This window comes from Geopsychrobacter electrodiphilus DSM 16401, assembly GCF_000384395.1.
GTDB lineage: Bacteria > Desulfobacterota > Desulfuromonadia > Desulfuromonadales > Geopsychrobacteraceae > Geopsychrobacter > Geopsychrobacter electrodiphilus.
The window spans coordinates 1813661-1827762 of record NZ_ARWE01000001.1 but is presented as its reverse complement, the minus strand read 5'-3'; the positions used below and the strand labels follow the sequence as shown (position 1 = coordinate 1827762).

Below are 14102 nucleotides of genomic sequence, written 5' to 3'. Positions count from 1 at the left end.
AATGACCTTTATATTTGAAGCGAATAAATTATTTTAATTCTTAAATATGCGAAGTTGCTTACAAAGTTTTGATATCTTATCCACCGCAATCCCGATTTCTTCAAAAGTATTTTCGATAGAGAAGCTGAAACGAATGCTTGAATAGGCATCCGCTTCAGAAAGACCCATCGCTCGCAAAACATAAGAAGGTTCAGGCCTCTGATTTGTACATGCAGAACTTTGGGAGCAATAAATTCCTTCTTGGTCAAGACGAGCCACTAATGCTTGCCCATCTACACCTTCGAAAAATAGATTAGATGTATTACACACACGATCGGCTTTTCCCCCATTGATTTTGACTTGAGGAACTAGTTCTAAAACTTTCTTTTCAAATTGTTTTCTTAACTTTGTTAACTGTTCGAAATGCTCTAATAGGTTTGTCTGTCGAATTTGAGCAGCAACACCCATCCCAATAATTCCCGGAACATTTTCTGTCCCAGGGCGAAGTCCTTCCTCTTGCGTGCCTCCAAATAAAGTTGGCCGAACAAAGCCTAGGTTTGAACTGTACAAAGCCCCCACACCTTGGGGTGAATGGAATTTGTGCCCAGTAAAAGTGAGGAAATCAATAGGCATATTCGAAACATCTATGCACAATTTACCAACGGCTTGGGCCGCATCGGTATGGAAAGGGACCTGAGCGGTTCTGCAGATTTTACCAATCGTTCGAATGGGTTGTGTTACTCCCGTTTCGTTGTTCACCCATTGGATTGATACTAGGACCACCTTACTATTTAGAGCAGCCTTAAAATCTTCTACAGAGACAAGGCCATCACCATTAACTGGTAGGCGTATCACCTCGACCCCTAGGGTTTCAATATGGTCACACATGTCCAAAACAGAGGAGTGCTCAACCTGGCTTGTTATTATCCTTGCTTGTTTGGCCACTCCTCTAGTTACAGAAGAAAGCACCAAATTGTTTGCTTCGGTTCCACCGCTAGTAAAGATAAGTTGGGAAGGGGGGGCCCCAATCAATAATGCGACATAATCTCTGGCTAAAGAGATTTTTTTCCGGACCCGTCCTCCGAGGGAGTGAGCGCTAGAAGGGTTGCCAAAGGATTGTCCAAGAACCCCCATAACTGAATCTTGCACCTCAGGCAGGGAGCGGGTTGTTGCATTATTATCAAGGTAAATTTCATGGAATTTCTTTATAGACAAATAATTATTCCCTTGTTTGAGAACAGATATTTTTGACTGCTCAATCTAGCAAAATACGATTGCGCACACAACTTATACTGGTCGAACTTTGGAGCACACAACATTTTGTGTTTTTTATGCCTAAATTACTAACATCTACTTGTGACACAAAAAGTCACAACTGACCCGAGTAGCCGAACCATCTCTCTAGATATTTTTTCCGGATATATTGGGAAAAGAAAACAGATTTATATCTGACAGTTGTCGTGTCCAACCGGTTCTCAGTGCCATCGATCACCCTACCCTCCTCAATCCAAATTTAAATAATCAACTTTCAATCGCAATCACTTTGCGACATTTAGGGAATGTCGAACAGGCCCAGAACCAATTCCCTGCGTTTGCACCTTTTTTTGCCTGGCGCTTTACCATTACAGACTGACATGCAGGACAGGTTAGCACGGCAGGAGATTGACTCACCTCATCAGGCTGCATGTGAAAATCATTCACACTTTGTTCGACTCCTGGTTGTATTTGATTGCCAAGAGAGAACTCCTCGGTGGGCGGCGTAACCGAAGACTCAGCCAATGTACTATTTGTTACGGCAGCAATTCTCTGTTTAACGTCGGTCAACTCGTAGCTCTTTTGGGCCGCGAACCGAACAATCGGGATTTCGGCTGAGCTTAATGCCTGATCAACAAAAACGTCCCGCTCACTTCTATCCTTGCGCCGGTGAGATTTATCATCAAGTTCTACTGCGGCCACAAAAGCCAAATTGTCGGCGCGGCAAATCAGAAAATCGATATGCTTGAGGTTGATTTTGTTCAAGGTAGATAGTCGTTGGCTTGGGTTTAAGCCACTGCTCGGCTTGATCAAATCACCGAGACGAACCTTGCCGAAGATGGAAAACTCATCTCCAACGGCTTGCTGCAAAACTCCGAGAAAAGAGCGTTCGGCGGGTGTAAAAAGCTCACCTCGACTTTTAAATGTCAGCGCTGATGGAGAAGCGGATGTTTGTTTCTGTAAAAATACAGCAAGAAAACCAAGAACGATTAAGACAACAGCTACAATTAATAACGTGTTCAAAACAATCCTCCTCAAAATAAAAAAACCGTCAGCTCGGCACACACCGACACAGACGGCCATCAATTTTTAACGCTATCCCCTCTTCTGCAAACCATACCGTCCTCCCCAAATATTAAACAATTCTCGCAATATAGGATATTTAATCGCCGATGTACACACCGAGTTCCTGCCGTTTAAACACTGTACCCTCCCCATTCGGGCTACCCTCAAAAACTGGCAAACTCTCCATGAGCTGATGGCAAATTTCACTGCTTACCCAAGTTTGCAGCAAATCCTCTCCCTCTCGCCATGGTTATGAACCTGCAAACGCGCCAAATCCTGAACAAGACAGCCGAGTTTTTACTTCAAACCCAAGAATTAAACAGGTTCCCGGACAAAAATCTGTTTGTGCCGATTGGGCTATAAAATAATTTTTGACATATATGGGATTAAAGTGTAGATTTTCAAAACCGGTAACGATGGTTTAGAACCATAGTTCACTGGTTGAAACCGAAGGTGAACCCTTCACCAACCCCATATAACAGTGGTTCCTTTATAAAATTTATAACCCTAGTTTGCTGACCGCACATGGCCCTGCTCGGGGACAGGTTCTCCCCTGAGGTGGACATATGTCGGTTTTTTCGTTTTCTCAGCTTTGAGTTTTTAAATCAGGCTCTTGGTGAGGAAAATTACGCGTTTCCATTAAATAAACAACAGGAAGGAAATTAAACAATGGCAAATGAAACACCCATGGGCAACCCCGGAGTTGTCGGCCTGGCAGGTTTTGGGATCACAACTCTGCTGCTGCAGTTCCATAATGTCGGCTGGTGCGATGCCGGTCCGATTGTTGCTCTGGCTTTTATCTATGGTGGCCTGGCGCAGATGATCGCCGGCTATCAGGAATTCAAGTGCGGGAACAACTTCGGCTACAGTGCCTTTGTCTCTTACGGCGCATTCTGGATTTCGTTGGGGGTTATTTTCATGCTCAACAACTTCAACATCTATCATTCCAGCACCAGGGATCTCGGCTGGTTTCTGGTCGGCTGGACCATCTATACCGCGATCATGTGGATTCCGGCGATGCGCATTCATGGTGCCATGGCGATCACCTTTACCCTGCTGTTGATCGGGTTTATCCTGCTGGATCTGGGGCATTTCGGTTATCCTGAAATGATCAAGGTCGCTGGCTATGAACTGATGCTCTGCGGGGTCTCGGCGCTCTACATGATGGCGCACACCATTTACGCCCAGGTCTTTCAAAGGAATGTTTTGCCCGTCGGGAAACCCTGGATCAAGTTTTAATCGAGTTTTGATTTTTGCGGAATAAATCCAAATTTAAGCGGAGGACGATATGAAGAAGTTAGTTATTATTGCGTTCGGTCTGATGATGATTCTGTCTGCTGCCACCCTGTGGGCTGCAGATGAAGCAGCGACCAAGGAAGAGTGTGTGATCAAGTGCCGGGAGGCTGCGGCCATGATCACGACCCAGGGAGTAGATGCCGCCATCAAGGCGATTGGAAATCCCAAGGGACCTTTTGTCTGGAAAGACTCTTATGTCTTTCTGATGAACCTGGATGGAAAAATGCTGGCTCACCCGTTTGAGCCGGAGCTGACCAAGATGAAGCATGTGCTGTTGCTGACTGATCCGACCGACAAGGCGATGTTCGTGCAGTTTGTCAACCTGGCGCGCAACGTCGGCCATGGCTGGGTCGAATATATGTGGCCCAAGCCGGGGAAAACGACCCCGTCCAAGAAATTGTCTTATATTTATCGGGTGCCGGGCACGGATCTTTTCGTCGGAGCCGGCGTCTATGTCGGCGGGATGCTATATTGAGTCCTCGCCAGCTTTGACCGCCCTCCCCTGTGAGTCGCGGGACAAAGACAGCACAGACTTCACCTGATTCTAAAACAACGCGCCCTGAGACCATGCCTCAGGGCGCGTTGTTATTTTGTGCCACACCGCCCCCAAAGCCATCGAACTTGAGGCCGCCAGTCGATGAGGGGCTGTCCAGGCTAATGACTGGCCTTGTCACCCCAGATTGCCTTCAGGCGTTGATCGCGTCCGCAATTCCAGCGATAGATGTTGTAGCGGATAGGGTTCTTTTTATAATAATCCTGATGGTAACTTTCATCCCCCTTGATGGGATAAAAGGTTGAGGCCTTCAGGATGGGCGTCACGACTTCTTTTCCCGGAAACTCTGCGGCAATCCGCGCCTTGGAGGCCACCGCGATTTTCTGTTCCTCTTCATTGGCGACAAAGATAGCGCTTAAATATGTGTGCCCCCGGTCACAAAACTGGCCGCCATCATCAAAGGGGTCAATTTGCAGCCAGTAATAATCGAGTAACTGCTGATAGCTCAGCTTGCTTGGATCATAGGTGATTTCTACCGACTCATAGTGACCCTCATGATCGCCGTTATAGGTCGGATCTTTCAAGGTTCCGCCGGTAAAGCCGGAGACCACATCGGTGACTCCGGGCAGCTTTTCAAAATCTGCCTCCATGCACCAGAAGCAGCCCCCCGCCAGTACGGTTTTAGCGGCCGAAGCGCTTGCGGCACTGGAGATCAGGATCGCCCCCAGCACAAGAATCAGCTTGTAGTTCATAAGACCTCCACCCATATGCTGCTAACGACATCCATCAGGAGCGGCAGCAATTACTTGAACAACTTCAGGTATTCGCCGTAGCCCTCTTTTTCGAGATCGGCGACCGGGATGAAACGCAGGGCTGCCGAGTTCATGCAGTAACGCAAGCCGCCGGGTGCGGGGCCGTCATCGAAGACATGCCCCAGGTGCGCATCGGCCAGCTTGCTGCGCAGCTCGGTACGCACCGAGAAGAAGCTCTTATCTGTCTTTTCGACGACCTGTGCGGGATCGAGCGGCTTGGTGAAGCTCGGCCAGCCGGTGCCCGATTCATACTTGTCGGTCGAACTGAACAGCGGCGCGCCCGAGATCACATCGACGTAAATGCCGGCCTCGTGATTGTTCCAGTAGGTATTGGAGAACGGTTTCTCGGTCCCGTTTTCCCGGGTCACCTTATACTGCAGCGGGGTCAGCCGGCTGCGGAGTTCAGCATCGGTTGGAACCATATACTGGTGTTTCGGGCTCATGGTTTTATCCTTCGTCATAGTGTCCGACGTCATTGGCTGTGACATTGTCATGTCATCTGTCTTCTGCCCCATCCCCTGCCCCTGCGCCAGGTGAAAGCCGATCAGAACCAGGGGTAGACTGAGCAGAGTGATTATCAGAGTTTTCATCATATCCTCCATTCTAGCAGATCCGGCCATTTGGATGGCGGATCGGTGCGTGCATCTGGCTGTATCATACCTGACATTCATAATGGCGGGGTAATGAGCGGATAATGATTGTGTAAAGATTTAGTCTATTGGTTGGAAAGCTGAAAATTAAAAGGGCCGTTTATTTAGGCGACCCTTTTAAAATGGTGGAGGTGACGGGCTTTCCGGTCACAAAGCTCTAAATTTTAGAGCCTTCGGGAGCGGATCAGCAAGGTGCTGAGGACTGCAGTGGTGAGAGCCAGCCCAATACTGAATAAGAAATAACCGTGGTAACCCTGCCGAGCCACAAGTGCCCCTCCGATTGCTGGCCCGAAGAAAAAACCTCCATGCACAGTGAAGAGCATAAGATTGGCATTCAGGGCACGAAAACGTGGTGCGGAGACTTCGAACATCAGGCCATTGACCGCCGGGTAACCAGCCCCCATTCCCAAACCAAACAAAAGTGCCACCAGAGGAATGGCCCAGTTTCCGGGGAGATGATCCAGAGCGAAGTTCCCCATGCCGATGAGGGCGAAAGAAATTATCATTAACCGTGACTTGTCAAGGATATCGAAGAGACGACCAGCCAGAAGCCGAATGATGATCATCAACCCAGTCATTACAGCGAAAAAACTGCCGACATTGGCTAACCCCTGCTGGGCAGCAAACCCTTTAAACAGAAAAAAGAGGCTTCCCCAGAGGACAAAGTAACTCAGATTCATAATCAGCAAGAGTGCCACGGGTAACTGTGTCAAGTTAGTCCTGATGTCTTGCCATGAGGGTCGTTTGGGGGAAGTCTTTAAATCTCTGACGCACCGTGTTCGTTTCCGAATTTTCAGAATGAGCCATGCGGCGGGGATAAACGAAATCGTCGCCAGGGCATACCCGTATGGTGGGGTCGGGATGTAGGCGCCGAGTGCGTCCATTAATGTCGGGACAACGCCATAGGGCAATAGAATCGCTATCGAATAAAAGCTGAAAGCCTGTCCGCTCTTCTCCAGAGGAATAACAGAAACAAAAAGAGACATGGTTCCGGCGGTCAATAGAAACTGGCCCAACCCATTGAAGATTCTAAGGCTCAGAAGTCCCCAGAACGAATCAACGAAAAAATAACTGAAACCGGAGAGTATCAGAACCATAATCCCGAGAAGCATGGTTCGCGGCGCGTTCACGACGCTCAGGAATGGGCTCACCACCAGAAAAAGAAGCATGGCAGTAAGGGAGTAAACACCAACGATCAGTCCGCAGAGCTCTCCTCGGATACCTAGCGTTTGCAAATAATTGAAAAGATTGTAAAAAACGGCAACATTGCAGAAGGCAAGACAGACGACCAGGCACAAACCAACGAATTCGAAGGTCAACAATTTGGTGGGACTGCTAATCATCTGCCGGGGCTCGATATGGCTCATATACTTAATTTTCCTGTATTGTCATTGACGGAGAAGCTTACGATGACCAAGGTAAGCTCTCAGACTGCATAGCCCCGAGGTTGGGTTATCGTCAAGAAGAAGACCCCCAGGTATCACAACTATTTCAAAGGAACAGATGGTACAAGATGAATGCGAGTCCGGTCTGGTGCGGATTCATCTTCAGAAAACTTATTTCATAGAACGGGGCTGGCTCAAACCATTACAGTTCTTCTTCATAATCATCGTAACTATTAAAATCAGGAAAATGCTTGAAAAAGAAATAACCAGGCACAACAGGCAAGAAATGCACTAAAGACGTAACCAGCATTCAAATACCACACCTGACGAACCGGGAATCCATAGCGTCCGGATAACAATAGATGAATACCCGAAATTGGGTTGATAAGGACTCCCAACCCCCAACCCATGACAAAGCTCATGGCCAACAGGTCAGGGCTTAAACCTGCCGAAGCGAGTACAGATCCGACCATGGTGATCCCAACGACGGGATGAATTCCGATGCTGGAGATCAGGATTATGATGCCTAATCCGCCAGACGCAAGCAAAGCGCCCTGCCCTCCCCAGGGAATGACCAGCTCCTGTTGAGCGACTAAGGAGACAATCCCGCCGCCCAAAATCCCTGCAGCCACAAATAAACTGACTTCAGATCCCATCCGGGGAAGATCCTCACTGACATACCTGGCCAGGATAGCAACTGGTTTTTTTTTGAAATTAACTAATAGGGTGTAAATGGGGGCAAAAAAGGTAATCAGGGCGATTATGGAAATGCTCGCCAATAAGAGATGTCCGACAATAACCAAAGCCGTCAACACCAGAGGGCTCAGAATAGCTTGCAGGTTAAAGGGATAACCGACAAAGCGATCCAACTCTTCAGGATGGTGATGAACCTGCCAGGCAACAAAGGTCAGTAACAGACCCTGACTTAAGGGCAGCCCCCACAATAAAAGAGGGATGTAATGAGCTCCCGGAGCGTTACCCAGAGCGACCCCTATCGCTACAAAAAAAGGTGACCAAAGTGCCGCTAAGGCGAATCCGCGGGTCAGGACCAGTCCCTGTAGAGGACTGAGGCTGCGATTTTCTGAAACGAGTCGGTCACCAAATATAACCATCGCTGAGATATTGATAAAAGCGCCCAGCCAATGGATGCCGAAGAGGGTTTGCCACACGGCTCTACGCCCAACCGGCAGGGGCTTGTTTGAAGCGGGGTGCGCCACCAGACGTAAAATGCCCACGGCCGCCAACATTGCGATCATCGCCTGATTGCGACTGGCAGCGGCAAGGAGGCTGATATCCCCCGAGAACCAAAACAAACCTGTCAGACCAAGTAACGCAAGGCAAAAACCTTGCCAGCGTAATGATAAAGGAACGTCCGGCCACAACAAAACAGCCGCCACCAGCTGAAGGCTTCCCGCGAGAGTACTGGCAAATGGGGCAAAATTGCCAACAAGGCTCGCCAGTACAGAAAAGAACAGCAGCAATCCCGCCGAGATCCGTCTATATTTCAAGCTAGCTTCTTTCGCATCAATAGGAGGCAATACTTCTGTTTAACCGGTAGCTATCACCATCGCGTCGGGCACGGGTACGAGCTGAGTCAACATCCGCACGAGCTTCAGGTGCCCTCAGGGCAGAACAGGTTATTTTCAACCCCGGAGATCAGACCCGCTCAACGACCATGGAAATGCCTTGCCCTACGCCGATACACATAGAGACCAGACCTAGATTGACGTTCTCGTTCCTCTTCATTTCATGCACCAATGTAGTTAATAGCTTGGCGCCGGAACAGCCCAAAGGATGCCCTAAGGCAATCGCACCACCATTAGGGTTAAGTCGAGGATCCTGGTAATCCAGGTTCCATTCACTAAGAACCGCCAGAGACTGAGCAGCAAAAGCCTCATTGAGTTCTATCAGGTTAAGATCAGGCAGCTGCAAGCCAAGCCGTCGCAACAATTTGTCAGTGGCAGGAACCGGGCCGATCCCCATAATTCTGGGAGGCACTCCGGCAATCGCCGTTCCTTTTATTTTAGCCAGCGGCTTGAGGCCGTGAGCCCGCCCATATTCACTGGAAACCAGCATCAAAGCCGCAGCTCCATCGTTAAGCATGCTGGAATTTCCGGCGGTTACAGTGCCACCCTTTTTGAATGCTGGTTTGAGGGAGTTGAGTTTTTCCAGGGTCGTCTCGGGCCGAGGGCCTTCATCACATGCAATAAGCGCTTTTTTGGTCTGAACAGGGACCAATTCATCGCTGAAAACACCCCGTTCCATGGCATGCATGGCCTTGCGCTGACTCTCGAGCGCAAACAGGTCCTGTTTTTCTCTGGTGATGGAATACATCTCAGCCAGATTTTCTGCGGTGATACCCATCGCTTCGGTATGCCCCAGCGCCTCCAGTTGCGGGTTTACAAATCGCCAGCCGAGAGTCGTGTCATAGAGGGTTTGATTGCCGATGTGAAAACCCTTCTCTGACTTGCCGATGATCCAGGGGGAGCGACTCATTGATTCGACTCCACCGCCAATATAGACATGGCCTTCGCCAGCAAGAATAGCGCGCGTCGCCGCAGCCACAGCTTCCAACCCTGAACCACAAAGGCGGTTCAGGGTGCAGCCACCTACGTTTTCTGGCAGCCCCGCCAAAAGCAAACTCATGCGCGCCACATTACGGTTATCCTCACCGGCCTGGTTGACGCACCCCAGATAAACATCTTCGATCTCGCTAGCCGGGATACCGCTGCGTTCGACCAAGGTTTTTAATACCCCGGCCGCGAGATCGTCAGGACGCACTCCTGCCAATCCACCGCCATGCTTGCCGACCGGCGTCCTTAATGCTTCGATTATCCACACTTCTTTTGTTGGCATCATTGCTCCAATCCTGAGGGAAAAAAAGGTCAGCGATCTACGGGATCACCCTTGCGGGATTAAACTGAATAAGCGTTACATCTGCTCAGGAGGTTCCATGAGTATTAAATCATCAGGAAACAAGAGCGGAGCAGCAGTGCACTTTTCAAGCAGTCCGGTCGTAACCCCTGGCGCGATTTCACGGACGATAAAGCCTTCGGGTGCGATGTCGAAAACGCCATAGTTGGTGTAGACTCGCTCTACAAGCTGCTTGCACGTTAATGGGTAAGTACAGGTGCTCACCAGCTTAGGTCTGCCGTCACGGGTCATATGATCGGTTAAGACCAACACCCGTTTTACCCCCGCTACCAAGTCCATGGCACCACCGACTGCTGGAATCGCCCCAGGTTCGCCCGTCGACCAGTTGGCCAGGTCTCCCTGATAAGAGACCTGTAAAGCCCCGAGGAAACACATATCGATGTGGCCGCCACGCATCATGGCAAAGCTATCGGCCTGATGGAAAAAACTGGCACCAGGAAGCAAAGTTACGGGCTTTTTCCCGGCATTAATCAATTCAGGATCTTCCTGCCCTTTCTCAGGCGAAGGTCCGAATCCAAGAATCCCGTTTTCGGTATGGTAAATGACTGTTCGCCCCTCTGGAACGTAATTGGCAATCTGTTCAGGAATTCCAATCCCCAGATTTACATAGGAACAATCGATGACATCCTGTGCGGCGCGCCAGGCCATTTGTTTCCGTGATAAACCGATAACTGCTTTAGTCCTCGTGCTCATGGGTAGGTCACTCCGTTAGAAACAAGTTCACTTTCATGGGCTGCATTACTGACTTCGATGACTCGATCAACGAAAATGCCTGGAGTGACGACCTTCTCTGGGTCTAAGGCGCCCACAGGAACAACTGACAGGGCTTGAACTATGGTTGTCTCAGCCGCCATACACATCACCGGCCCGAAATTACGGGCCGCCATATGGTAGGTCAGGTTTCCCATAGCATCAGCACAATGACAACGTACCAGCGCAAAATCGGCTAACATCCCCTCTTCCAGAAGATATTCTTTACCATTAAAGATACGGGTCTCCCGTCCTTCGGCCAGAGGTGTACCAACACCCGTAGGGGTGTAAAACGCCGGGATGCCAGAACCTCCCAGTTGCATGCGTGCCGCCAGGGTGCCTTGCGGCACGAGCTCAAGCTCTATCTTCCCGGCTTTATACAGATCGGCAAAAACTGTTGAGTTTGACGAACGGGGATATGAACAAATCATTTTTTTCACTCGCCCTGCCTGAATCAACGCCGCAAGGCCGACATGGCCATTACCTGCGTTATTACTGATAACGGTTAAATCTCGAGCCCCCTGGTCAATCAGGGCATGAATAAGTTCGATCGGGCTGCCCGCTTCACCGAAGCCACCGATCATCACCGATGCTCCGTCAAAAATATCTGTCACAGCAGCCGCAAGGCTCTGTTGGATTTTATCCATCATTGCAGGGGGAACTCCTTCGTAGTTACAAAGATAAAATAAGGTATTAGGGATTTCAGAAATAACTAGGCAGAAAGGCCGACCGTTACCCCGCCACAAACGTACAAAAATTGTCCGGTCACAAAGGAGCTTCGCTCATCGATAAAAAAAGCTACGCCGTTAGCAACATCTTCTGGAGTCCCCATGCGTTGAAGCGGAATCCCTCTGAGGATAGCTTTGGCCTGTTTTGAATCCGGTGGGTTATTGGCCCAAAAAGCATTGGTTGCAATCGGCCCGGGAGCAACGCCATTGACCGTAATTCCGTCTTTGGCAAGCTCCAGGGCCCAGGTGCGACTCATAGAAATCAATGCGCCCTTGCTGCCGCTGTAGCAGGTTCGTAACTCTTTACCCAAAACGACCCGACTGGCATTGGAAACAATCCGACCAAACTTTTTGCGTCGCATAGTTGGCAACAATGCCTGAGTACAGATCAGAGCTGAACGGGTATTCAAGTTCATAAGCAACTCAAAATCTTCTAACTTGGTGTCTTCAACAAGTGCTGGCCTGACGATCCCCACGTTGTTAACCAAACGGGTTATTTCGTACTTATCGGTCAGCTGTGCGAGAACTGCTTTGGTTGCTTGCGCGTCAGATAAATCAACCTGGCAAAATTCCGTACTTAGATCGTGGGTCGGTTCCACAATGTCCAGTACAATGACCTTTAACCCATCGGCATGCAGGCGCCGACAGATGGCTGCACCGATATTTTGAGAGCCACCGGTAACTAATACATAATTATCGTGCATATCCCACTCCGTCAAAATTGTTCAGGTTGTCGTCAAACAGCCGCCTCTGGCTGGTCCTGCCCAAGGACAATCTCTTTGCGGGTAAATTTCTGCAGAGCGAACACCAAGAGAATTCCGATGACGCCAATGATGTCAGTCACAAACCCCGGGACAACAAGCACCAGAGATACAACCACCAGTAAGAGGCGCTCATACCAATAACAGTCACGAAGCAGCCAGCCTTCCGCCGCTGCCGCCATGCTGTATATACCCAGGCAGGCAGTGATCACGGCAAGGCAGATCTTCGGTACGCTGCCGACCAACAGCAATGCCGGGCCATAGACAAATACGTAGGGAATGACGAATGCTGCAATCCCGAGACGCATGGCAATGACACCGGTGCGCATGGGATTCGAGCCGGCGATTCCCGCAGCAGCAAAAGCCGCCAGGGCCACGGGTGGGGTGATCGCGGAGATGATCGCGAAATAGAAGATAAACATGTGAGCAGCCACCGGCTCAACGCCCATATTGATAAGCGCCGGAACGGTCAGAGCCACCTGGATAATGTAAGCGGCCACGGTAGGAAGCCCCATGCCAAGGATTAAGGAGACGACCATGGTGAATATCAGCGTCAACAGCAAACTACCGCCGGCAAAATCGATAATCATACTACTGAAACGCAGACCCAATCCTGATAGCGAGATAACGCCAATCACCATGCCCGCAGCAGCGCAAGCGATCGAAGTTTCGATGATTCCACGAGCGGCCTGGTCAAAAGTATTGAGCACCGTTCGCAATGAGAACCGGGTACGACTTTGCGGCATACAGACAAGAATCACTGCTCCGATAGCATAGAGTCCTGCTCGCATGGGAGAGTATCCGAGGACCAGCATGATCACGATTGCGGCCAGAGGAATGATGAACAGATACCCTTTTTTGAAGACTGCCCAAAATTTGGGGATCTCCTCTGCAGGAAGGCCTTTAAGCCCGTTGCGTTGGGCACGAAAGTCGACCTGAAAACCAAGACAGAGAAAATACAGCAACGCTGGAATGATCGCCTTAAAGGCCAGTTCACCGTAGGGTATGCCGACGTAGGTGGCAATCACGAAGGCGGTCGCTCCCATAATCGGGGGCATGATCTGCCCACCAGAGGAAGCAACAGCCTCTACTGCCCCAGCGAATTCGGGTTTATAGCCGGTTCGTTTCATCAGCGGAATGGTGAAGGCACCAGTGGTTGAAACATTGGCAACTGCGCTTCCGGAGATGGTGCCAAGCAGGGCACTGCCTAAAATTGCAGTTTTCGCGGGACCGCCGCGAAACCGGCCCATTCCAGCAACGGCAATATCAATAAAGAATTCACCGCCCTTAGAGGCTTCGAGCAGCTTACCAAACAGAATGAAGAGGAAAATAAAGGTCGAAGCAACTCCGAGAGGAATGCCGAAGACCCCATCAGTTCCATAAAATAACTGATCAACGATCCACGTCAGGTTAAAACCCCGATGTTGCATTAACCCGGGGAGGTGCTCCCCGAAGAAGATATACGCTAAAGAGAAGACCAGCACGAGCGCTAAGGAATTACCCACGGTACGCCGGGTCGCCTCAATCAACAGTAATCCGGCAACGACCCCAACCAGCAACTCGATACTGGTCAACGGGGTAACAAAGGACATGTGGTAAGAAATTTCCTGACCATTGAAGCACAGGTACCCATAAGCCGCTGAGGTCAGGGCCAGGATCAGCCAATCGTACCAGGGCACCGAGTCCTGACTTTTGCGCGTAGGCTGATAGAGCATAAAGGTAATCAAAAGCGCAAAGGATAGATGGCAGGCCCGTTGCAAGAGCGCCGTATAGGATCCAAATAAGGCCGTATAGAGCTGAAACATGGTCATGCTGATGCCGACCATTGTAACGACCCGATTGTACGCTGGCCGCAATTTTCTGATCTTACCTAAAAAGAGATCCCCACCGAGTGCCTGCTCTATGATTTGACTCATTAGTCCTATCCTTTGTGATACGTCCGACGGGGTGAAATTTTGGGAGTCACCCCGTCGGGCAACTGGCAGTTGATTCTTA

12 protein-coding genes and 1 pseudogene are annotated in these 14102 nt (G+C 49.9%); 2 read left to right on the top strand and 11 right to left on the bottom strand.

Annotated elements, in window-relative coordinates; all coding sequences use genetic code 11:
- Nucleotides 1-33: 33 nt before the first annotated feature.
- Both D888_RS0108675 and D888_RS21130 read right to left on the bottom strand, forming a co-directional pair.
- Complete coding sequence (locus D888_RS0108675; protein ID WP_020676160.1) at nt 34-1194, bottom strand: cysteine desulfurase family protein; 1161 nt, start codon at nt 1192-1194, stop codon at nt 34-36.
- A 306-nt stretch (nt 1195-1500) separates the two neighbouring features.
- On the bottom strand, nt 1501-2256 hold the full coding sequence (locus tag D888_RS21130; RefSeq protein ID WP_020676159.1) for a DUF2726 domain-containing protein: 756 nt from the start codon (nt 2254-2256) through the stop codon (nt 1501-1503).
- Nucleotides 2257-2967: 711 nt separating this feature from the next.
- Here D888_RS21130 and D888_RS0108665 point away from each other — a divergent pair.
- Together D888_RS0108665 and D888_RS0108660 are read left to right on the top strand one after the other, a co-directional pair.
- Nucleotides 2968-3537: an acetate uptake transporter gene (locus D888_RS0108665; protein ID WP_020676158.1), complete on the top strand. Its 570-nt coding sequence runs from the start codon at nt 2968-2970 to the stop codon at nt 3535-3537.
- A 49-nt stretch (nt 3538-3586) separates the two neighbouring features.
- A complete protein-coding gene (locus D888_RS0108660) occupies nt 3587-4069 on the top strand; it encodes a cache domain-containing protein (protein ID WP_020676157.1) in 483 nt (160 codons plus the stop codon).
- A 179-nt stretch (nt 4070-4248) separates the two neighbouring features.
- Here D888_RS0108660 and msrA read toward each other — a convergent pair whose 3' ends face one another.
- The 9 genes and pseudogenes from msrA to D888_RS0108615 all read right to left on the bottom strand — a co-directional run bounded on the left by msrA (nt 4249) and on the right by D888_RS0108615 (nt 14023).
- Nucleotides 4249-4839 carry a peptide-methionine (S)-S-oxide reductase MsrA gene (gene msrA / locus D888_RS0108655; protein ID WP_020676156.1) on the bottom strand — a complete coding sequence of 197 codons (591 nt, stop codon included), beginning with the start codon at nt 4837-4839 and terminating at the stop codon, nt 4249-4251.
- A 50-nt stretch (nt 4840-4889) separates the two neighbouring features.
- Nucleotides 4890-5318 (bottom strand): annotated as a pseudogene (gene msrB, locus D888_RS21125) (peptide-methionine (R)-S-oxide reductase MsrB); the annotation flags it as partial.
- Nucleotides 5319-5713: 395 nt separating this feature from the next.
- Nucleotides 5714-6916, bottom strand: a complete 1203-nt coding sequence (locus D888_RS0108645; protein WP_020676154.1) for an MFS transporter — start codon at nt 6914-6916, stop codon at nt 5714-5716.
- Nucleotides 6917-7173: 257 nt separating this feature from the next.
- Nucleotides 7174-8415 carry a hypothetical protein gene (locus D888_RS0108640; protein ID WP_020676153.1) on the bottom strand — a complete coding sequence of 414 codons (1242 nt, stop codon included), beginning with the start codon at nt 8413-8415 and terminating at the stop codon, nt 7174-7176.
- A 175-nt stretch (nt 8416-8590) separates the two neighbouring features.
- A complete protein-coding gene (locus tag D888_RS0108635; RefSeq protein WP_020676152.1) occupies nt 8591-9793 on the bottom strand; it encodes a thiolase family protein in 1203 nt (400 codons plus the stop codon).
- A gap of 72 nt (nt 9794-9865) precedes the next feature.
- Nucleotides 9866-10561, bottom strand: a complete 696-nt coding sequence (locus D888_RS0108630) for a 3-oxoacid CoA-transferase subunit B (RefSeq protein WP_020676151.1) — start codon at nt 10559-10561, stop codon at nt 9866-9868.
- Nucleotides 10558-11268: a 3-oxoacid CoA-transferase subunit A gene (locus tag D888_RS0108625; protein WP_020676150.1), complete on the bottom strand. Its 711-nt coding sequence runs from the start codon at nt 11266-11268 to the stop codon at nt 10558-10560. The genes D888_RS0108630 and D888_RS0108625 overlap by 4 nt, the downstream gene beginning before the upstream one ends.
- Before the next feature lie 62 nt (nt 11269-11330).
- Nucleotides 11331-12050 (bottom strand): SDR family NAD(P)-dependent oxidoreductase, encoded by a 720-nt coding sequence (locus D888_RS0108620; RefSeq protein WP_020676149.1) that lies wholly within the window; start codon nt 12048-12050, stop codon nt 11331-11333.
- 32 nt (nt 12051-12082) lie between these two features.
- Nucleotides 12083-14023, bottom strand: a complete 1941-nt coding sequence (locus D888_RS0108615) for a TRAP transporter permease (protein WP_020676148.1) — start codon at nt 14021-14023, stop codon at nt 12083-12085.
- Between the last annotated feature and the right edge of the window lie 79 nt (nt 14024-14102).